The following is a 20033-nucleotide window of genomic DNA, read 5'->3' on the forward strand; positions in this document are numbered from 1 at the left end:
CAAAGAATGCGTCAAAGAAAAAGGGCGGCGAGCTCTTCGCTCACCGCCCTTCCCTGTCGATCACGTCAGATCAGACAGCCTTGCTGTAGAGCTGTTCGACATATTCCCAGTTGATGAGGTTCTCGACGAACGCCTTGAGATAGTCGGGACGGCGGTTGCGATAGTCGATGTAGTAGGAGTGCTCCCAGACGTCGACGCCGAGGATCGGGGTCGCGCCGTGCACCAGCGGGCTCTCGCCATTGGCCGTCTTGGAGATCTCGAGCTTGCCGTTCTTGACCGACAGCCAGGCCCAGCCGGAGCCGAACTGGCCGACGCCGGCGGCGATGAAGTCCGCCTTGAACTTCTCGTAGCCGCCGAGGTCCTCGTCGATCTTCTTCTCCAGCGCGCCCGGCAGCTTGGTGCCACCGCCATTCGGCTTCATCCAGGACCAGAAGTGGATGTGATTGTAGTGCTGGCCGGCATTGTTGAAAATCGGGGCGTTCTTGCCGAACGAGCCCTTGACGATCTCCTCGAGGGACTTGCCTTCGAATTCGGTCCCCTTGATCAGATTGTTGCCGTTGGTCACATAGGCCTGGTGATGCTTGTCGTGATGATACTCCAGCGTCTCCTTGGACATGTAGGCGCCGAGGGCGTCATAGGCGTAAGGCAGGGGGGGAAGCGTAAAGGTCATGGGGTCGGTTCCGCAACTTGTGGGAAGACGGGATTAAACGGGACCTCCTTATAGAAGGTTCCGGACTCCTAAACACTGTGATTCTGGAAAAAGCGAGCCGTTTTGATGAGCATCGAAATCGAGGTCCTGAATGGCGACGCGTCCTGGCCGCAGGCCAAGCCGCTCTATGATGCGATCTGGCCCCCAGAGGTCGTCGCCACGTTACCCTGGGCCGGTATCAGCTTTGCGCATGCCGACCTGCGCGTGCTGGTGCTGGACGAGGCCGGCGATCTGCTCTGTCATGTCGGGATCTATCGCCGCCTCGTCAAGTGGAACGGGCAGAACGTCAACATCGCCGGCATCGGCGGCGTTTTGACGCGCGCCGACATGCGCAATCGCGGCCTCGCCACGGTCGGGTTGAACGCCGCGATTCAGACGTTGCGGCACGAAGATTCCATCAACTACGCCCTGCTGTTCTGCGCGCCCGATCGCCTCGCCTTCTACGGCGCGCGCGGCTTCATTCCATTCGACGGCGACGTCTATGCCGAGCAGCCGGACAAAGGCCGCATCCGCTTCGACACGCTGTCGGCCATGGTGCACGACGTGAAGCGCACCGCGCCGACGCGAGGCACGATCGATCTGTGCGGACTGCCGTGGTGAGGCATCACCTTCCGACTGTTGTTCCCGTCAGCACGCGGCACGGGCAGTGCTCTCCCTCTCCCCGTTCTTCACGGGGAGAGGGTCGGGGTGAGGGGCAGCCACACGGGAGGTGCATGCAGCAAGCCCTGCCCCACTCTTTCAAATTCGCTCAGAAGGAGAGCCTGAGACTTCTTCACACACACCACCCGTGCCGCTGCCCCTCACCCCAGCCCTCCCCCCGTGAAGGACGGGGAGAGGGAGCGCACCGCCGCTGCCGTGCCGGCCGGGCTCTCTCTGCCGGTCTGCTCGCGAAACGTGAATTCGAAAAAAAATTAATCCCCTTGCGTATTTCCGAAAATCATGATTATCTCCGCGCATCCCGCCTCAAGCAGAAGGGGCGTAGCGCGCGATCGTCACGACACGCGAGGCGGGGATGCGGTGGCCGCGAGAGATCGCAGCGTCCTCGGCTACGAGGGCGTGGACGAACGATTCTTCGCGGACGTGAAGTCGCAGCGTCCTGATACCCCGATGCTGGTGTCAAGCCGCGATGGCACCGATGTGCCGCGTGGTGATGGTGGCCAACAAGCCCGGCGCACCAGGGAGACTGCGTATAAGCGTGAAGACCATCGCGCAGGGAATGCCGGCGTGTTCCGGCTTTGCCTGTGGTACCTGCCGCCTGCATTTTTTTCCGCAGGCGGGCCATGGGTGAGGCTGTCACCCGGCATTCCCTGCGCCCTCTGCACGGTTTGCAAGGGACGTGTTCGATGCAACACTCGGGCGAGTTTCGCCGCGAGACCACGCCTTCATGTCTTCAAGTCGATCGCTGTTTGACTCGTAAAGTCCGCTCCACCCATTGCTGTCGTCCCGGACAAGCCATGACGCGCGCAAGCGCGGCATGGCGCCGATCCGGGATCCGTACTCCTCAGCAGACGTGATGGGCACAGAAGCCAACGACCAGCCTGCCTCAAACCGCTCCTGTGGGTCTGGGTCCCGGCTCAAGGCCGGGACGACGGCGGTGATCGTCGCGCCAGCCAAACCTGATCCGAGGGCTATGAGACAACCGCGCAAGGAATTGAGACAACCCGCCAGCAATGCACCCGATCGTGATGACGGCGCTTTGGACAACCGCGCCTCTCCCGATTGCAACTCCGCCGTTTGCTGTTATGGAGACGCGGATTCAACGGGGGTTAAGATGATTTGGAAATTGCGTCTGGCCGGTCTGGCACTCGCGTCGCTCGTGATCGCGCAGCCGGCCTTCGCCGCCGACGATCCGTCCGGCACCTGGCTGACCCAGGCGGGCGATGCCAAGATCAAGGTCGCCAAGTGCGGCGCCAATCTGTGCGGCACGGTGGTGTGGCTGAAGGAGCCGATGGACACCGACACCGGCAAGCCGGCGGTCGACAACAAGAATCCCAATCGCGCGCTGGCCAACCGTCCGATCATCGGGCTGCAGTTGTTCGAAGGCGTGCACCCCGAGGGGCCGAACAAATGGTCCGGCAAGATCTACAACGCCGATGACGGCCAGAGCTACACCAGCCACATCTCGGTCTCCGGCCCGGACACGCTGAAGGTCGAGGGCTGCGTCGGCGCGATGTGCGGCGGCGAGACCTGGACCCGCGCGCGCTGAGCGACCTCAGGCGGCCGCGGTCTTGAGCGCGGTCGCCGCGGAGGCGTAGCCGCCTTGCGCACCGTCGACGAAGTGCACGTGGTCGGGACGAATGGCCGATGGCGTGAAGCAGGTCATCATCGCCGTATCCTGCCGATGCAGCCCGTATCGCACGATGCCATGGGCGGCGGCCTCGCTGAGACGCCGCTCCAGCTCCTTGGCGAGATCCTCGGAGCAGTCGAGGATCATGCGCAGCGCATCGTCATATTTTCGGAAGTCGGAATTCTCGACGACCTGCTGCCTGTAGAGAACAGGCACGAAGCCACCCATGTTGATGCCGAAGCGCATGACGGCATAGACGAACAGCGTGCGCCCGATCACGCGGACCCAGCGCGAGACGGCCGAGCCGCGCGTGGCGCGCACCTCGTAGCCCAGCCCCTGCGGCGGCCACCGCAGGGCGGGCCCGCCGGCCGGCACCGGCCGCCCGGCGTCGGGGCTCCGCTCGGTGAGCGTGATGATGTCCTCGATGGCTTTGCGATACGCCTGCGGATCCGCATTGGCGCCCGGCAGCACCAGCACTGACAGGATCAAGCCGCGCGCCGAAGGCATCTCCTCGAAGCGGCACGACAGGCCCGACAGATCGGGCTGCGCACCCGATGGCGCCGGGGAGACCGCGAACTCGCCGCGCTTCATCGCCGCCTCGGCCCAGCCCAACCCGCCGCCGGCGAACATCGCATAGGACAAATTGGCCGACGGCCCGTAGCGCGCGACGCGCACGTCGAGGCCCTGCGCACGGATGGCCGTCACGGGCACCAGCGCGACACGCATCGAAAGATCGAGATCCTCCCGCACCCAGGTCGCCGTCGCAGACAGCGCCTCGCGCGCCGCGGCGGCATCCTCCGGGCCCACCGCGAAGCTTGCGCCATCGCCGCCGAACACGAACGGGAATTCGCGCCCCTCCAGCGCATTGGTCACCGCGGCGATGACCGCCGCTCCGGCCATGTTGACCGCCTTGTAGCGCTTGTCGGCAATCGCCTTGGTCGAATCGACGATATCGGCGGTGCCGATCAGCCAATCGTCCGGCACCGGCTTGTAGAGCCCGGGATCCATCAGCCTCGAGAAGCCGCGAAAGACCGGGATCGAAGCGTAATAGTCTGCAGAGCTGATCTTCGACATGCGAGGTCATCCGTCGGAATGCGCCTTCCATGCGGAGCTACGATCATCCCTGTCAAGCGGGTTCAGACCGGAAGCGTCAGGCGGCACGTGTTATCGTTCCGTCGGCATCGACGTGCTAGCCTTGCCTCATGAGTGCCGACTCCCCGCCTGTCCCCCAACTCGCCGCCCGCGCCGTGCAGATCGCGGACCGCATCAATACCGCCGGTTTCGAAGGCCAGGTGCTGTCGGCCACGCCGCTCGCGGTGCGCATCGGCGAGACCGGCATCGCGGTGGTGTTCCGCTATGGCGTGGTCGTCTTCATCGGTCTGACAGTCGCCGAGGAGATCAACGTCCTGGACCAGTTGAGTCCACGGCTGTTCGGTCCGATTTCGCCGCCCGAGGAGGAATTGGCGAAGGTCCAGGTTGCCCGCGAATCCGAGGAGCCGATCCCGGTCGGCGGTCCGATCCTGGTCAAGGAGCTGTCGATCGAGCGGCTGCTGATCGTCGCCGATGCGCTGGCCAAGAGCGTGGTGCTCGGCCGCAGCGAGCGCGAGATCGCAGCCGTGTTCGACACGATCGAGCCGTTCGCGCGCGAGCTGGCCTCGCTGGGCAGGACCTCAAAGAGCCGGGTGGCGATGCTCAAGCTGCTCGGCGCGGCGCTGCTGGTGCAGCACCGCGTCTCCGGCCGCGTCGCCGTCGGCGAGAAGCCCGACGTGCTGTGGGACCGGCCCGATCTCGAACGGCTCTATGCGCGGCTCGAGGACGAGTACGAGTTGAAAGAGCGCGAGGAGACGCTCAACCGCAAGCTCGCGGTGATCGCGGAGACCGCGACCGCGCTGGCCGACATCATCGACACCAAGCGCTCGCTGCGGCTCGAGGTCATCGTCGTCATCCTGATCGCCTGCGAGATCGTGCTCGGCTTCTACGAGATCTTCGCCCGCGCCGGCCATTGACGCCAGGCGTTGGTCTACGGCGCGCGAGTCCGGGGCATTCAGCTCGGGTTCAGCCGCCGGATGGAACATTGCGGTCATGCTCGACGAGGAGCACGGGGAGCGAGTTGGATGACGAGGGCAGACCGTCGTCGTTGTTGGATGCGGGGCGCATGACGGCCGTCGCATCACTCCAGCGCGCTGACGCTCCAGGTCGCATGACGGACGCCGGGCAGTCTGCCCAGCTCCAAGACGATCCGGTCGAGCTCTGCGCTCTCCACGGCGAGCGGCACCAGCGCCGCGGTGATCTCGACAATGTCCTCGGACCGGTAGACGACATCGGTCTCCCGCACCGGATAGCTCGCCGCCTCCAGCCGCTCATCGACGGCCTCACGCAGCTCGGCCGCATGCAGCACGTCGGTGGTCACCACGATCTTGTAGTGAGCCTCCGAGGTCTTGGCATTCAGCGGGATGCGATCGATGGCGTTGACCAGCGGCCGCAGCAGCGTGTTGCCGGCGAGCACGAACAGCGTCAGCGCCAGCGACTGAGCGATCAGGTCGGCCCCCGCGCAGGCGCCAACCGCGGCGGAAGCCCACAGCGTTGCCGCCGTGTTGAGGCCGCGGACGTTCATCCCCTCCTTCATGATGGTCCCGGCACCGAGAAAGCCGATGCCCGAGACCACATAGGCGATGATCCGCACCGCGCCGTCGGCGCCGGTGAGACGATTGCCGATGTCGACGAAGGCGGCCGCGCCGACGGCGACCAGCACGTTGGTGCGCAGGCCGGCGCTGCGCTGCCGGTATTGCCGCTCGGCGCCGATCAGCGTGCCCAGCACGAAGGCCGTGAACAGGCTGACGATGGTGTCGAGGAAATCATAGAGCTGGAAGGTGTGCAGGAATCGCATGGGCAACGGGCCGTTCGGAATCACGCGCGCGGCCGTCTCGACCGCGGACAAGAATGGTATCGGGCAGTCGGACCACCGCGCGACAGCCGCTTTCTTAGGCCGTCCTTGATCGAAATCAAATCCCAATCCCTCCTGCATCTTTTAGGCTGACATGATCAACAGGCAGATGACGTCATTGTCCGACACGCGAAGGGACTATAGTCCCGCCGTCAGGCTGGGGCATGATGCCGTGAGCGCGGTGAAGCTGTCCCAGGAGCTCACCGCCGAGATCGATGCGTGGGCGGAGACCCACCAGATCACGCGCTCCGATGCCATCAGCCGGTTGCTTGAGCTGGGCCTCGGCGTCGCTCCGCCGCCACGACCGCGCCGTCTGCGAATGGATGATCCGGCGGCCATCGAGCAACGCACCATCAGCCTGATCGACCAGATGCTGGATCCGGCGTTGCCCCCGGACGAGCGCGAACGCCGCATTCGCCGGCTGATCGAAGGGCCGCCGGAGTTTGCCAGCGAGCGCATCGACCTGCCCAAGCCAGCCAAGTGACGATCAGGCCGCGGCGTGCGCCGCCACCGCCTCGTAGATGTCGTCCTCTTGCGCGGTATGCATGCGCACCAGCGTCTCGATCGCCTCGATGACGCGCTGCGCGTCGCGGATCAGATAGCGGTCGACGTGCTCGGAGGGCAGGTCCTCGACGAGGCGGCCGAGCAGCCGCGCCAGATGCAGGATCTCGCGATGCGCCCGGCTCATCGCCGACAGGCCGTGGCTCTCCTGCAGCAGCCGCGCGAGCTTGGGATAGACCGAGCCCTCGTCGTCGCGCTCATGGGCAACGACCTTGTCCTGGACCAGGCCGTTCGCCTCCATGATCAGCGCCACCGCGTTCTCGGGCGAGGCCTCGTCGAGCGCATCGACGATCCCGCGCAGCCGGTCGAGGCCGCGCAGCAGCGCCTGGTGGTCATGCCGCAGCCCGCGACCGTCCTCGGCCGTGATCTGCCCGGCCTTGCCGCGGCCGGCCGGCAGCAGCACGCGCAGCGCGTTGAGGATCACGGCGACGTCGATCGCCTCCTGCACCAGGGCGGCCGGCACCGGCTGCAGCAGTCCGAACGCCGCCGCGCCCATCGCGATGAACGACAGCCCCATGCCGGCGAAGATGCTCTCCAGCGCGATCCGCCGCGCGCGCTGTGCGATGACGATCGCCTCGCCGACGCGGTCGAGACGATCGGCCAGGATGACGACGTCGGCGGCTTCCGACGAGGCGCTGGCGCCACGGGCTCCGAGCGCGATGCCGACGTCGGCCGAGGCCAGTGCGGGCGCATCGTTGATGCCGTCGCCGACCATGATCGTCGGATGCAGCCGCTGCTCGCTCTTGACCGCCTCCACCTTGTCGGCCGGAACGCGGTCGGCGAGCACGGCATCGAGGTCGAGCGCGGCGCCGATCGCCTGCGCAGCCGCGGCGCGGTCGCCGGTCACCATCACCATGCGGGCGATGCCGGCCTGGCGCAGCCAGCGGATTGCGCGCGGGGTGTCGGCGCGCAGTTCGTCCGCCAGCAGCAGCGCGCCGATCAGCCGCCCCTCCACCGCGACGAACACGATCAGTGCCGAGCGCCAGGAGGCGCGGCGGATGGCGCGGGCGGCCCAGGGCGGCGGCGTGCGGGAGCCAAGCACGAGATCACGCGAGCCGGCGATGACGGCGCGACCATCGATGAGACCTTCCAGGCCGGAGCCCATGGTCTCCCGGACCTGCGCCGGCACCTTCAGCTTCAGCCCCCGCGCCTGGCCGGCCTGCACGATCGCGTGGGCCACCACGTGATGCGAGGCCTGCTCCAGCGACGCGCAGAGCAGCAGCACGGCGTCCGCATCCTCGCCCGGCGCCGCATCGACCGACAGCAGCCGCGCGCCGCCGACAGTCAGCGTGCCCGTCTTGTCGAACAGCACGGTGTGCGCCCGCGCGAGCGCCTCGAGCTTGCCACCGCCCTTGACGAGGATGCCGCTGCGGGCGGCCTGGGCCACCCCGGCGATGAAGGCGACGGGCGCCGCCAGGATCAGCGGACAGGGCGTCGCGGCGACGAGCACGGCGAGGCTGCGGATCAGATCGCCCGAGGCGACATAGGCCGCGCCCGCGATGATGAGACTGACCGGCAGGAAGATCAGCGCGTAACGGTCGGCCAGCCGCACGAACGGCGCCTTGGCGGTCTGCGCGGCCGTCACCAGCTTGACGATGCCCGCATAGGTGCTTTCGCCCGCCGTCGCCGTGACCGACATCTCGAACGTGTCGCCCGCATTCACCGAGCCGGACAGGATCGCCATGCCGCGCGTCTTCGTCACCGGGATCGGCTCGCCGGTCAGCGCGGATTCATCGACCACCGCGAGCGCCGCCTCGACCACGCCATCGACCGGCACGATCTCGCCGGCCCGGACCATCAGGCGATCGCCGATGAGCACGGCAGCGATGGGAACGTTGTCGATGTCGTCGCCGCGACGGCGATGCGCCTCGCGCGGCGCGCGATCGACCAGCGCGCGCAGATCATGCTCGGCGCGGGCGACCGCGATATCCTCGAGCACATTGCCGCCGGAATACATCAGCGCCACCACCGCGCCGGCCAATGGCTCGCCAAGCACAATCGCCGCGCTCATGGAGACCAGGGCGATGGCGTCGACCCCGATGCGGCCGGCGAGAACGTCGCGGATGATCGAGACGATGAGGCCGGCGATGACGGGAACGGTTGAGGCCGTGAAGGCGATCCCGGCGAGGTCGGAGCGGCCGAGCAGATACGCGACGCCGCCCGCGGCGAGGCCGCTCACCGCGATTGCAACGAGGGTCCACCGCAGGATGCGCTCGAACATGGGATGCCGGTTTCCGGATTGCGGCGCCACTATCGCCGCTGCCGCCCCCGGTGCGCTTGAGCGAAATCAACCCGCTCAGGCGGTATTGCCGGCGTCCACCGTCAGCACCGTGCCGGTCACGTTGCGACCGCCGTTGCCGAGCAGATACTCGACCATCGCGGCGACGTCCTCGGTCTCCGGCAGCCGGCGCAGCGCGCTACGCCCGGCGATGCGCTTCTGCTGCTCCGCGTCCATGCTCTGGGTCAGCTCGGTCGCGATGAATCCCGGCGCGATCGCGTTCACGGTGATGCCGACCTTGCCGACCTCGCGAGCCAGCGAGCGGGTGAAGCCATTCGCGGCCGCCTTCGTCGCGCCATACACGGAGAGGCCGTTGTAGCCGGTCGAGGCGATGATCGAGGAAATGTTGATCACGCGCCCCTCGCCCGCCGCCATCATGTGGCGCACCACGTATTTGGTGAGGATCATCGGCGCCAGCACATTGAGCCGCACGAGCGCCTCGATCTCTGAATTGTGCATGGTCGCGAGCAGGCCCTCGGTGCCGATGCCGGCATTGTTGACCAGGCCGTAGATCGGACCGAAGGCATCGCGGACCGACTTCACGAACGCCGGGATCGCATCGGTGGCGCTGAGGTCGCAGGCCTGGAAATGAATGCCGCCGCTGCTGGCGCTGACCTCGGCCATGGCCGCGCGCAGTTCCTCGCTCTCGCGACGCGCCACGGCGATGACATCGTAGCCGGCGCCGGCCAGCCTGCGCGCGATGGCCAGTCCGATGCCGCGGCTTCCGCCGGTGACGAGAACGTTACGCATCGGTACGCGCCAGTTTGCCCGCGGGGGTGACGTCGAGCGCCGGCACGAAGCGGATCATCGCGGGCACCTTGTGCGCGGCGAGGCGCTCGCGGCACTGGCTGAGGATCTCGTGACGAACGACATCTACCCGCGCGGAATCGGCCTCCGCCGTCAGCACGACCTCGGCGACGACGATGCCGCCGGTAATCGGGCTGCGCCGCGACTTGGCCCGCGACATCCGCACCTCCGGATGACCGTTGATCACCGCCTCGATCTCCTCGGGATGCACCTTGAGCCCGCCGACATTGATGATGCCGTTGCGCCGGCCGACGAAGTAGTAGCGATCGCCGCGCAGCTCGACCATGTCCCCGGTGTCGACATAGCCGTCGCCGTCGGTGAGCGCGGCGGCCGCACGCCCGACATAGGCATGTGCCGCGCGGCGCGAACGGATGCGCAGCGAGCCGTCGACCACCTTCATGTCGACCGCACCGCGTCCCTCGCCCAACAGCGCGGCCGGAAATCCTTCCAGCCCGTCATTGACAGCAAAGCCGACGCCGGCTTCGGTCGAGGCATAGGCGTGACCGACCGAGGCATTCGGAAACGCCTGCTTCAAGCCGTCGAGCACGGCCTGGTCGGCGATCTCACCTGAGAGCCGCACATAACGCGGCGCAAAGCTTGCGACCGAGCCGCTCATCAGCAGCTTGCGCCAATGCGACGGCGTACCTGAGATGTGGGTGACGCCGCGCGCGTTGAGACGCGCGACATGGTCAGCCAGCGCCTCGCCCGGGTCGGACAGCACCATGGAGCCCCCGCCGACGATCGCGCGCAGGAAGATCTGCAGGCCGCCATAGCGCCGGATGTCGTAGAACGTGGCCCAGACCGGCAGCGCATCACCGGGAACAGGGCGGTCGCCGATGATGGCGCCACACAGGCCCTCGAGCGTATGGCCAACGATCTTGGGCACGCCTGATGTGCCGGAGGTCAGCATCAGCCATTCGGTGGCACGCACGGTCTGCGCGAGACGCGAGGCAGGCCGCGGCAGAGCCACGGGGATGATGAGATCGATGCCGCATCCGGTGAAACGCGCCGGCTCATCGGTCACGACAGCATCGATCTCCGCATCGGCGATCAGGCTCGGGAGATGCTCGCTCTTGAGATCGGGCGGGCACAGCAGCATGCGCCGGGCCACGCCGTCGATGTCGATCAGCGCGAGCCCTGCCAGCAGCTGGCCCGAGGTCGCGAGCAGGACGGAGCGACCATCGAGTTCGCCGCTGCGGCCGCCGACGCAACTCTGCGTCGTGAGCTGCGCGAGCGCGATGACGTGGCGCGGATCGGAGATCGTCCGTTCCGTCAGCGCCGTCCCAAGATGATCGCGCAGCGCGAAGAGTTCACGCGGGGACATTCTCGTAAGCCGCAATGAAGTCGCCGATCGTGTTGGGGAAGGTGACCTCTTCGGACAGCGTGAAGGGATCGACGCCGAGATCATCCTCGAGCCGCGCCACGAGAATGGCAAAGGCGAGCGAGTCGAAGCCGGTCTCATGCAGGCTCAGTTCATCCGTCAGCGGCGGCAGCTTGACCTTCTGCTCCTCCGCGATCTGCTTGATGGCTGCAATGATCCTCAACCGTACCGACATGGATCAATCCACTTGCTGTTCAAAACGATGCAACCGACGATACGGGGCGATGGTGAAGGAACCCGGTATTTGCCCGGATGTTTTGAGGGCGTTGGTAAATGCACATCGTCGCATGTGATTAAACTTGTCTACAAACGGACATCGCCGGCAACGATCCGCGCATAACCTTCGGAGTCGAGCGCGCGATAGGCACCGGTCGCGGCCTCACGTAGATAGATCGGATCGGACACACGCGACGGATCGAATCCGTCGCGCATCAGATCCTGCTTCTTTTGCTTGAATGTCTCGGTCGCCTGCAGCGACGGCGTGAGGCGCAGCGCGACGGGCTGCGCATAGGCCGGCAGCCGGCGCGCGAGCTCCACGGAGAGCGCATCGAGATCAAAATTCTCGTTGACCACGAGCGCTGCCATACCGGCGCGCCCGTCGGTACCGGGTACGACAATTCCATAGGTCGAGGCTTCCACAACACCAGGGCATTGCAGGATCGCTTCGTTCACCTCGCTGGTCGCGACGTTCTCGCCTTTCCAACGATAGGTGTCGCCGACGCGGTCGACGAAGTAGAAGAAGCCTTGCTCGTCCTGGCGCATCAGATCGCCGGTGCGGAACCACGCATCGCCCTTGGCCCGCACGCCGCGGAGGACCTTCTTCTCGGTCTCGGCCGTGTCGGTGTAGCCCTCGAAGCGGCCGCCGCCTTCATCCGCGGTGCCGATGCGCCCCACGGCTTCGCCGATCTCGCCACGCGCGCATGGGATGCACAGCCCGTCGGGTCCGCGCAGCGGCGTGCGCTGGTCGGCATCGAGCTTGATGATGTCAGCCGGAAAGCGATGCGCGAGCAGCGACGGCACCCGGCCGATCGATCCCACCCGTCCCTCGACATTGTAGAGCGAGAAATTGCCTTCCGTGGCGGCGTAGAACTCCAGCACCTCAGGGATTGCGAAGCGCGACTGGAAGGCCTCCCAGACATCGCCGCGCAGGCCGTTGCCGCACGCAAGCCGCAGCCGATGCGCGCGCTCGAACTCGGACGGCTCGGCCGCCAGCAGATAGCGACAGAGTTCGCCAATATATTGCACCAGCGTGCAGTCGGTGCGGACGATGTCGCGCCAGAAGTTTCGCGCCGAGAACTTTTCCGCGAGTACGGCCGCACCGCCCGCGCGCAACATGCTGCACGGCGCGACGATGCCGCCGACGGAATGATGGACCGGCAGGCAATCATAAAGCCGGTCATCCGAAGTGGCGCCGGTCAGACCGGCGAACCAGCCGCCCCAGTTCATGATGCGGCGATGGCTGATGCTGGCGGCCTTGGGCAGGCCGGTCGTGCCGGAGGTGTAGATCAGCAGCGCACGGTCGTTGATGGTGACGGCCGGACGCGCGGCGGACGGAAGCGGATGGCCGTCCGTTTCGGCAAGAACGGCCGTCAGCTCATCCTCGGTCCAGACCCGCGGCGATGCTCCGATCTCCGGCTGCGCACCGGCGAAGGTCTCGCGAAATTCGTCGGCGACGATGATCTGCGCTGGCCTCGCGACATTGATGCAATGGGCGAGCGATGATCCCACCAAGTTGGTGTTGATCAGCGCGACCACGCCGCCGACGCGGCTGATGCCGAGCCACGCCGCGAGATAGTCCGGCCGGCTCGGCATCATCAGCGCGACCGTGTCGCCGGACCGGATGCGCTGCGCCAGCGCCCAGCGGGCGTATTGGTTGATGCGGGCCGCGAGCTGGCCGTAGGTGAAGGTCTCGCGGTCGGAGATCAGCCCCGGCTGCTCGGGCTGCTTGGCGGCCCAGTCGTCGACGATATCGGCAAACAGCCGCGCGGGCTCCGCCTCGATCCGTGCGGTCAGCTCGATCGCCTTCAGCCAGATCTTCGCCGGCGACGGACGCCGGACGGGCGTCGTGAGTTCCGCAGAGTTGCTCGCGCGCTCGGAGTTCATGCCTGCCACCGCCTCAGATCCCCGGTCCTTATAGGTCGCCAGGACTGACCAGGTGTTAAGCAGCAGGGTTAACCTCCGAAGAGTCGGGCGTGGTTGATGCGAATGCGATCCTTTACGAAGTTCTCGGAAATACCGGTTAGTCTCCCACTCCCAAACCATGCCAACGCGAAGGCCGGCATGCCCAAGGACACGACGATCACACGACGTGCACTGCTGCGCTGCATCGCCTGGAGCAGCGCTGCGGCCATCTCTCCGGCGGCGGCGATCGCCGGGCCCGAGGCGCCCTATCCCGCGCGCCCGGTCACCTGGGTCATTCCGTTCGCGCCCGGCGGGGCCACCGGCCGGCTGTCGCTGCTGATCTGCGATCGGCTGTCGCGCCGGCTCGGCCAGCCCTTCGTGCTCGACCACCGGCCCGGTGCTGGCGGCGCCGTGGCGACCAAGAGCGTCGCGACTGCCGCCCCTGACGGCTACACGATCCTCGCCACCTCCACCGCCAACATCATCACCGCCTCCAGCGGCGCCCCGCCCGCCCCCGACGAGGATCTCATTCCGGTCGCCGGCATGGCCCGCATGCCGCTGCTGCTGCTGGTCAGCAAGCAGCTGCCGGTGAAGACGCTGCCCGAATTCCTCGCCTATGCCCGCGCCAATCCCGGCAAGCTCAGCGTCGGCTCGGCCGGACCGAGCACGATCCAGATGCTGTCGGCCGAGCTGTTCCGGACGCTGGCGGGCGTCAGCTGGTCCATCGTGCACTATCGCGGCTCGGGACCGGCGCTGCTGGACCTCGCCTCCGGCCACATCCACGCGATGTTCGACAACACCGCCTCCGCCGTCGACCTGCTGCGCAGCGGCAAGGTCCGGGCGCTGGCGGTGTCGACGCGCGAACGCGCCGCGGCCTTCCCCGACCTGCCGCCGGTCGCCGACGTGCTGCCGGCGTTCGAGACCTCCGGCTTCTACGGCGTCGCGGTGCCGCGCGGCACGCCGAAGCCGATCGTCGACCTGCTTAACCGCGAGATCAACGACGCGCTGGCCGATCCCGAGATCATCCAGCACTTCGCCGAGATCGGCGCGACGCCGATCGCCGGCGACACCGGTGTCTATGCTGCGACCTACCACGCCGAGATCATGCACTGGCGCAAGCTGATGCCGCAGGCGAGCGCGAAGAACTGATCTTCGCGCCCGCATCTCTCCTCCTCAGCCCGCCACGCCTTGCAGCACCAGCCGGTTGAGCCGGGCGGCGAAGGCGGCGGGATCTTCAGGCAGCTCGCCGTCGAGGATCTGCGCCTGCTCCAGGAGCAGGAACGACATGTCGTCGACCTTGTCCTTGTCGGCCGCCGCCTTGGCGATCGCCACCACCAGCGGATGGCGCAGGTTGATCTCCAGGATCGGCTTGGTGCGGGCGCCGCGCGCCTGCTGCGACAGGATCCGCTCCAGTTCGCGGTCCGGCCCATGGCTGCCGGCGACCAGGCACGAGGCGCTGGTGGTGAGCCGGGTCGAGACCTTCACGTCTGTGACGCGATCGCCGAGGCTCGCCTTGATCAGCGCCACCGTGTTGGCCTCGTCCGCCTGAGGCTTCTCCGCCTCCTCGGCCTTCTGCTCCTCGGTGACTGGGATGGACTCGAAGTTGATGTCGCCCTGGCTCAGCGACTTCAGCGGCTTGCCGTCGAACTCCAGCCGCGCCGAGGTCCAGAACGCATCGACTGGATCGGTCAGCAGCAACACCTCAATGCCGCGCGCCTTGGCGGCCTCAAGCCGCGGGTTGGACTTCAGCCGCTCCAGGCTGTCGCCGACCAGGAAGTAGATTTCGGTCTGGTTCTCTTTGAGGCCTTCGACATACTGTTTCAGCGAGCGCCGCTCGCCCGTGGTCGTGGTGAAACGCGACAGCGCCAGCAGCTTGTCGCGGCGCTCGAAGTCCTCGTAGAGCCCTTCCTTGATCACGGCCGCAAACGCGTCCCAGATCTTGTCGAAATTCTCCGCGTCCTTCTCGGCGAGCTGCTCCAGCTCGCTGATCACGCGCGTGGTCACGGCTTTCCGGATCTGCGCCAGTTGCGGATTGTTCTGCAGCATCTCGCGCGAGATGTTGAGCGGCAGGTCCTCGCTGTCGATCACGCCGCGGATGAAGCGCAAGTAAGCCGGCAGCAGGTCGGCATCGTCGGTGATGAAGACCCGGCGGACATAGAGCTTGACCTTGCCCTTGCGCGCCGGCTCGAACAGGTCGAACGGCTTGGTCGAAGGCGCGAATAGCAGCACGGCGTAGGAATAGCGCCCTTCCGCGCGATAGTGCAGCGTCATCGCGGGGTCGTCGAAGGCGTTGGCGATCGACTTGTAGGCGGTCTTGTAGTCCTCAGGCGTCAGCTCCGACTTGGAGCGCTGCCACAGCGCGCTGGCCGAATTGATCTGGCGCGGCTCGCCCTCGGCGGCGACCAGCATAATCGGAAACTGGATGTTGTCGGAGTACGCGGTGACGATGCGCTCGATCTCGTAGGTCTCGAGATATTTCTTGGCGTCGTCCTTGAGGTGCAGCACGATCTCGGTGCCGCGCGCCACGCGGCTAGCCTCCTCCTCGGAGGCCGGCGCGACCTCGAAGCCGGCGCCGCCGGTCGAGGTCCAGGTCCAGACCTCGCTGCCGCCGGCACGGCGGCTGATCACGGTGATGCGGTCGGCGACCATGAAGGCCGAGTAGAAGCCGACGCCGAACTGGCCGATCAGGCCGGTGCCGTCCTTGGCCTCCGACAGCTTCTGCACGAACGCCTTGGTGCCGGAGCGGGCGATGGTGCCGAGATGGTCGATCAGCTCCTGCCGGTCCATGCCGATGCCGCTGTCGGCGATCGTGAGCGTGCTGGCGTCCTTGTTCGGAATGATGCGGATCTGCGGCGGCTCGCCCTCGCCGATCAGCTCGGGCCTGGCGATCGCCTCATAGCGGAGCTTGTCACAGGCGTCGGAGGCATTGGAGATCAGCTCGCGAAGGAAAATATCGGTCTCGGAATAGACCGAGTGCACCATCAGATGGAGCAGCTCGGAGACCTCGGCTTGAAATGAATGGGATACGGTGGCGGTGTCGGTCATCGTCATGCGTCTTCCCGGAAGCAATCGCGGTTGAGGAGAGACCGTCGATATAGCGTTGACGTCGCCGTGATCAAGAGTTTGGGAGAGGGGTGGTCGGATCGGAGGCCGAGCGGCACGCTTGGCCTCCCTGGGGGAGAGCTTGTGCCCGGCTCCATCGGCACGAGCGGTGCGCTCCCTCTCCCCGTTCTTCACGGGGAGAGGGTTGGGGTGAGGGGCAGCTCCGCGGGTGGTGCTTGCCGCCGAGCTCGGATGCTTCCCCGTTGCCGAAGAGAGAAGTGCGAGGTCCCCAACAGAAATGCGCAGGAAGGGGGGCACGTCTCTTCCGCTTAGACCTCCCGTGCGGCTGCCCCTCACCCCGCCCTCTCCCCGTGAAGAACGGGGAGAGGGAGCGCACCAGACGGGCGGCTGGCGGCGAAGGCAGAGCAGTTGACATGGATCAATGACCGGGCTCGTCGGGCCGGCGCATGTTGTCCGATACGCCTGATACGCCGGGCTTCTTATTTGTTGCATCTGCAACAAATTTATCACCGCACTGGGCACATTCATTGTGACAACATCATAATGTCACCTCAGCTTCACTGAAGCCCTCTACGGCTCGATCCCGTTCCACCAAGCCACGGGGATTCGCATGCCGCGCTACTACAAAGTCCTGCAGACGCAGCGCTTCGACGACTATCGCTACTATCATCAGAGCCGGATCAATCAGACGCTGCACCTGATCAGCGCCGTGATCTTCCTCGTCGCCTACGCGCTGCTGTTCAAGGACCCGGCGATGGCCGGGCTGGTCGGCTGGCTGGCGATGCTGACGCGCCAGACCGGGCACTTCTTCTTCGAGCCGAACGGCTACGACCACGTCAACGACGTCACCAACGACTACAAGGAAGCGGTCAAGGTCGGCTACAATCAGAGCCGCAAGATCGCGCTGCTGACGGTGTGGGGCCTGGTGCCGGTCGCGCTGTTCGCCTTCCCCACGCTGTTCGGCCTGTTCGACCCGCCGGTGACCCGCACGGACTTCATCCGCCACGTCGGCGTGCTGTGGCTCGCCGTCGGCATCGGCGGCGGCCTGTTTCGCGTGATCCAGCTGTTCGCGACGCAGGACGTCTCGACCGGCCTGATCTGGGCGTTCAAGGTGCTGACCGACCCGTTCCACAACATCGCGCTGTACTGGAAGTCGCCGCTGGCGCTGCTGCGCGGCGAACTGATCGACCCGACCATCAAGGACGCCTCGCATTGGGGCGCGGCGGAGGACGACGACGCCGAGGAGGCCGCGCATCTCACCTGATGTGCCTCTCGCGCTTCCACCGCCCGCCGCGCGGGCGGTGGAACCAGCTGCGACCATCAACAACATGGAACGACTCTTCCGCTGCGCCGTTGCGGCCTCAGTGCTGGTGGCCTTCAGGAGCTTTCCATGTGTGACTACAGCCTCCATACTGTCGCTTCCCGTGATGCCAAGATCGACGACGTGCTGGTCTCCTGTCGCTTTCCCGGCACGGAAACCCGCGGCTTCTGCACCAAGAACGATCCGTTGACCGCTGTCTGCCTGCGGCCCGGCACCGAGCTGGCCTTCGAAGGCGACGTCCGCATCAAGGGCATCTTCTTCCGCCGCAAGGTCGGCGCGCAGCTCGCCCGCTTCCGCCAGGTCGACACCAACAAGCCGACCGAGCATCACGACGCGCTCGAATTCGCCAACGGCCGCATCGTCAAGGTCACCGACCTCGCCACCGGCCAGCGCGCCCGCGTGCTGCAGATGCCGGCCGATCCCGCCAGCAAGCGGACGGCGACGCCGGTCACGATCGAACTGCGCGCGACGCAGCTCTGAAAGCCCGGACATCGTCGACGGCTGCGCCACGGCGCCGCCGTTGCCGATCGGCAGCCGAGAACCGAACCGCTCGCTGACAGCCATTCGGTTGCTGGCCGAAAGCTTGCCCACGTCGCATCCGCGCGCGCTGTGCTCCGCATGCGCTGCTCCGAACATCGTCATCATCAGAACTGATCCGCATGCGTAGGCGCGTTCCCGCGGCACATGCGATGCCCGGGTGGTGCGGCCGTCATCCCTCTCAGATGCAGAGGGCGCGGGGAAGGCCGGGTGCTGACCACGGCCCATGGCCCGCCTGCAACAAGGAAAGCAGGCGGCAGTCACCACAGGTCGGGCCACCAAGCGGCCTCCCCCGCGCAATGGTTTTACGGTGTCCTTCGTGCTCTCCCTGGGGATCGGCGTTCTTGCCCCCATCGCCCGCGTGTGCCGTCAAGCAACGACCGCGGACTTGACCTCAGCGTCGAGAGGCCAGGACCACACGACTTCGCCGTCCGCGTCGGCCTGTGCTCGTCTGGCACAGCCGTCACGTCCATCGCAGCCCACCTCACGTTCGTGACGACGCGTCCGTCCCTCTGCTCGAGGCGGGATGGAGGGAGATAAACATGATTTCGGAAAAGAAGCAAGAAGAATTTCGGTAAGGACGAATTTGATCCGCGTCGTATTCGACGCCGATGTTGCGCGAGGTGCGCCCCCGGAGGGCGGTGCGCTCCCCTCCCCCTTGCGGGGAGGGGTTGGGGGTGGGGGTCTCCGGGCGATGAGCTTTGTTGGGACGCACCGGCTCAAAAGCGATCGCGCTTTATCGACAGACTGCCGGTGGGGACCCCCACCCCCGACCCCTCCCCGCAAGGGGGAGGGGAGCGGAGGGAGCGGCGGGCGTGGCCCTAGTCCGGCAGATTGGTGAACTTCGGGCGCCAGACGCCGAGGATGACGTTGACCGTGGCGACGCCGAGCATCACCCAGATGGCGCCCTGCTCGGTGCCGAAATTCGGCGCCAGCGTCGCTGGGTCGATCTGGCCGGCGACGGCGCGGGCGGCCTCCTCGGCGGCTTCCTGCATCGGGCCCTGCACGGCGGCGAAGCCCCATTCGAAGACGAGGATGCCGGAGGCGAGCTTGGCCAGCGCCCAGCCGGCGCTGTGCAGGGCGCGGTTGATGGCGATGGCGAGCAGGCCCGCGACCAAAGTGAGGCCAAGCGAGGGGAAGAACACGTAGTTGACGATGGCCCCCATCGCCGCGCGCATTTCGGCATAATGCGACAGCGACACCGAGGGCTGCGGGATCAGGCCGAGCAGCACGACCAGGCAGGCCATGGCGCCCATCATGCCGATCGCGCCCATCGTATGCAGGAACTTCATCAGCCGTCGCATGGCGTTCCCCCTGGAGCGGCGTGGACCGAATGCATGTGGACTGCCGGCGGAGAGCACGCATCGCGCGCCCTGCCTGGGTGTCCGCGTCAGCCGGAGCGCGCCGGGCGAATCCCAGCAGCTTAAACGAACGGCGCGAAACCGCGGATCAATTCGCAGCAGCTACCAATGCCGCGTGCCCGGCGCGCCCTTGAACGGACCGACCACGCGCGACGTGATCCAGCCGCCATAGAAGTCGCCTTCTTGCGCCGCAACACGTTCCTCGTCGACGAAGCAGGCATCGACGCGGGACGCGTAGAACGCCAGGTGTCCCGCGATCGGCATGAAGGATGCGGTCGGCTGCTCGTAACTCCACGCCGCCTGCTCGGAGATGCGGCTATCGACCTCCAGCGTCCAATATCCGGCAAAGCCCTTGAACTCGCAGAAGGAGCGGCCAGGCGCGCGGCGCAGCCACTGCATCGCAACGTGCTGCGGCGGGATGTAGTAGACCGGCGGGTGGCTGGTCTCGAGCACGCGATAGCCGTCTTGCGTATCGGCGATGGTGACGCCGGCGAATTCGACGCGCAGCCGCGCCGTGCAACGCTCCAGTCGCGGCGGCCGCGGATAGTCCCACACCGATTCCTGTCCTGGTCCTGGCGCGATACGCTGCATTCCCATCCCTCCGCATGCGGACGCGGCCGCATGGCCGGCCGGCGACATCGGGATCAGAACGACGCGGGCGTC

Annotated in this window: 18 protein-coding genes; 7 read left to right on the top strand and 11 right to left on the bottom strand. The window is 66.6% G+C overall.

Features of this window, described 5'->3' with window-relative positions; all coding sequences use genetic code 11:
- Positions 1-70: 70 nt before the first annotated feature.
- Positions 71-670, bottom strand: a complete 600-nt coding sequence (locus tag ACQR1Y_RS21215; RefSeq protein WP_172181129.1) for a superoxide dismutase — start codon at positions 668-670, stop codon at positions 71-73.
- 105 nt (positions 671-775) lie between these two features.
- On the opposite strand from ACQR1Y_RS21215, the gene ACQR1Y_RS21220 reads away from it, so the two are divergent.
- Both ACQR1Y_RS21220 and ACQR1Y_RS21225 read left to right on the top strand, forming a co-directional pair.
- Positions 776-1309 carry a GNAT family N-acetyltransferase gene (locus ACQR1Y_RS21220; protein ID WP_434879409.1) on the top strand — a complete coding sequence of 178 codons (534 nt, stop codon included), beginning with the start codon at positions 776-778 and terminating at the stop codon, positions 1307-1309.
- 1171 nt (positions 1310-2480) lie between these two features.
- Entirely contained in the window at positions 2481-2915 is a 435-nt protein-coding gene (locus ACQR1Y_RS21225) for a DUF2147 domain-containing protein (protein ID WP_434875208.1), read from the top strand.
- 6 nt (positions 2916-2921) lie between these two features.
- Here the strand turns inward: ACQR1Y_RS21225 and ACQR1Y_RS21230 are convergent, their stop codons facing one another.
- Positions 2922-4070 (bottom strand): DUF3095 domain-containing protein, encoded by a 1149-nt coding sequence (locus ACQR1Y_RS21230; RefSeq protein WP_434875207.1) that lies wholly within the window; start codon positions 4068-4070, stop codon positions 2922-2924.
- Between the two features lie 128 nt (positions 4071-4198).
- On the opposite strand from ACQR1Y_RS21230, the gene ACQR1Y_RS21235 reads away from it, so the two are divergent.
- Complete coding sequence (locus ACQR1Y_RS21235; protein WP_434861074.1) at positions 4199-5002, top strand: RMD1 family protein; 804 nt, start codon at positions 4199-4201, stop codon at positions 5000-5002.
- Positions 5003-5166: 164 nt separating this feature from the next.
- Here the strand turns inward: ACQR1Y_RS21235 and ACQR1Y_RS21240 are convergent, their stop codons facing one another.
- Entirely contained in the window at positions 5167-5883 is a 717-nt protein-coding gene (locus ACQR1Y_RS21240; protein ID WP_434861197.1) for an MgtC/SapB family protein, read from the bottom strand.
- Between the two features lie 151 nt (positions 5884-6034).
- On the opposite strand from ACQR1Y_RS21240, the gene ACQR1Y_RS21245 reads away from it, so the two are divergent.
- On the top strand, positions 6035-6424 hold the full coding sequence (locus tag ACQR1Y_RS21245) for a hypothetical protein (protein ID WP_434875206.1): 390 nt from the start codon (positions 6035-6037) through the stop codon (positions 6422-6424).
- Positions 6425-6427: 3 nt separating this feature from the next.
- Here the strand turns inward: ACQR1Y_RS21245 and ACQR1Y_RS21250 are convergent, their stop codons facing one another.
- The 5 genes from ACQR1Y_RS21250 to ACQR1Y_RS21270 form a co-directional block, all read right to left on the bottom strand.
- Positions 6428-8722, bottom strand: coding sequence for a heavy metal translocating P-type ATPase (locus tag ACQR1Y_RS21250; protein ID WP_434875205.1), 2295 nt, complete (start codon positions 8720-8722; stop codon positions 6428-6430).
- Positions 8723-8797: 75 nt separating this feature from the next.
- Positions 8798-9529 (bottom strand): SDR family NAD(P)-dependent oxidoreductase, encoded by a 732-nt coding sequence (locus ACQR1Y_RS21255; RefSeq protein WP_434875204.1) that lies wholly within the window; start codon positions 9527-9529, stop codon positions 8798-8800.
- Positions 9522-10910, bottom strand: coding sequence for a class I adenylate-forming enzyme family protein (locus tag ACQR1Y_RS21260; RefSeq protein WP_434875203.1), 1389 nt, complete (start codon positions 10908-10910; stop codon positions 9522-9524). The genes ACQR1Y_RS21255 and ACQR1Y_RS21260 overlap by 8 nt, the downstream gene beginning before the upstream one ends.
- A complete protein-coding gene (locus ACQR1Y_RS21265; protein ID WP_434861079.1) occupies positions 10897-11142 on the bottom strand; it encodes a phosphopantetheine-binding protein in 246 nt (81 codons plus the stop codon). The genes ACQR1Y_RS21260 and ACQR1Y_RS21265 overlap by 14 nt, the downstream gene beginning before the upstream one ends.
- Before the next feature lie 128 nt (positions 11143-11270).
- The gene (locus tag ACQR1Y_RS21270; RefSeq protein WP_434875202.1) at positions 11271-13070 is read right to left on the bottom strand and encodes a long-chain-acyl-CoA synthetase; all 1800 of its coding nucleotides are present in this window, start codon (positions 13068-13070) and stop codon (positions 11271-11273) included.
- 177 nt (positions 13071-13247) lie between these two features.
- Between ACQR1Y_RS21270 and ACQR1Y_RS21275 the strand changes: the two genes are divergently transcribed.
- Complete coding sequence (locus ACQR1Y_RS21275; protein ID WP_434875201.1) at positions 13248-14237, top strand: tripartite tricarboxylate transporter substrate binding protein; 990 nt, start codon at positions 13248-13250, stop codon at positions 14235-14237.
- A gap of 24 nt (positions 14238-14261) precedes the next feature.
- Here the strand turns inward: ACQR1Y_RS21275 and htpG are convergent, their stop codons facing one another.
- Positions 14262-16139: a molecular chaperone HtpG gene (gene htpG, locus ACQR1Y_RS21280; RefSeq protein ID WP_434875200.1), complete on the bottom strand. Its 1878-nt coding sequence runs from the start codon at positions 16137-16139 to the stop codon at positions 14262-14264.
- A 622-nt stretch (positions 16140-16761) separates the two neighbouring features.
- On the opposite strand from htpG, the gene ACQR1Y_RS21285 reads away from it, so the two are divergent.
- The gene (locus ACQR1Y_RS21285) at positions 16762-17415 is read left to right on the top strand and encodes a hypothetical protein (RefSeq protein WP_434875199.1); all 654 of its coding nucleotides are present in this window, start codon (positions 16762-16764) and stop codon (positions 17413-17415) included.
- 126 nt (positions 17416-17541) lie between these two features.
- Positions 17542-17952 carry a hypothetical protein gene (locus ACQR1Y_RS21290; protein ID WP_434875198.1) on the top strand — a complete coding sequence of 137 codons (411 nt, stop codon included), beginning with the start codon at positions 17542-17544 and terminating at the stop codon, positions 17950-17952.
- An 878-nt stretch (positions 17953-18830) separates the two neighbouring features.
- Here ACQR1Y_RS21290 and ACQR1Y_RS21295 read toward each other — a convergent pair.
- Together ACQR1Y_RS21295 and ACQR1Y_RS21300 are read right to left on the bottom strand one after the other, a co-directional pair.
- Positions 18831-19313, bottom strand: a complete 483-nt coding sequence (locus ACQR1Y_RS21295) for a hypothetical protein (RefSeq protein ID WP_434861085.1) — start codon at positions 19311-19313, stop codon at positions 18831-18833.
- A gap of 159 nt (positions 19314-19472) precedes the next feature.
- On the bottom strand, positions 19473-19961 hold the full coding sequence (locus ACQR1Y_RS21300; protein ID WP_434875197.1) for a DUF427 domain-containing protein: 489 nt from the start codon (positions 19959-19961) through the stop codon (positions 19473-19475).
- Positions 19962-20033: the final 72 nt, after the last annotated feature.

Origin of the sequence: Bradyrhizobium sp. HKCCYLRH3099 (assembly GCF_051167855.1) — a bacterium.
In the GTDB taxonomy this organism is placed as follows: domain Bacteria; phylum Pseudomonadota; class Alphaproteobacteria; order Rhizobiales; family Xanthobacteraceae; genus Bradyrhizobium.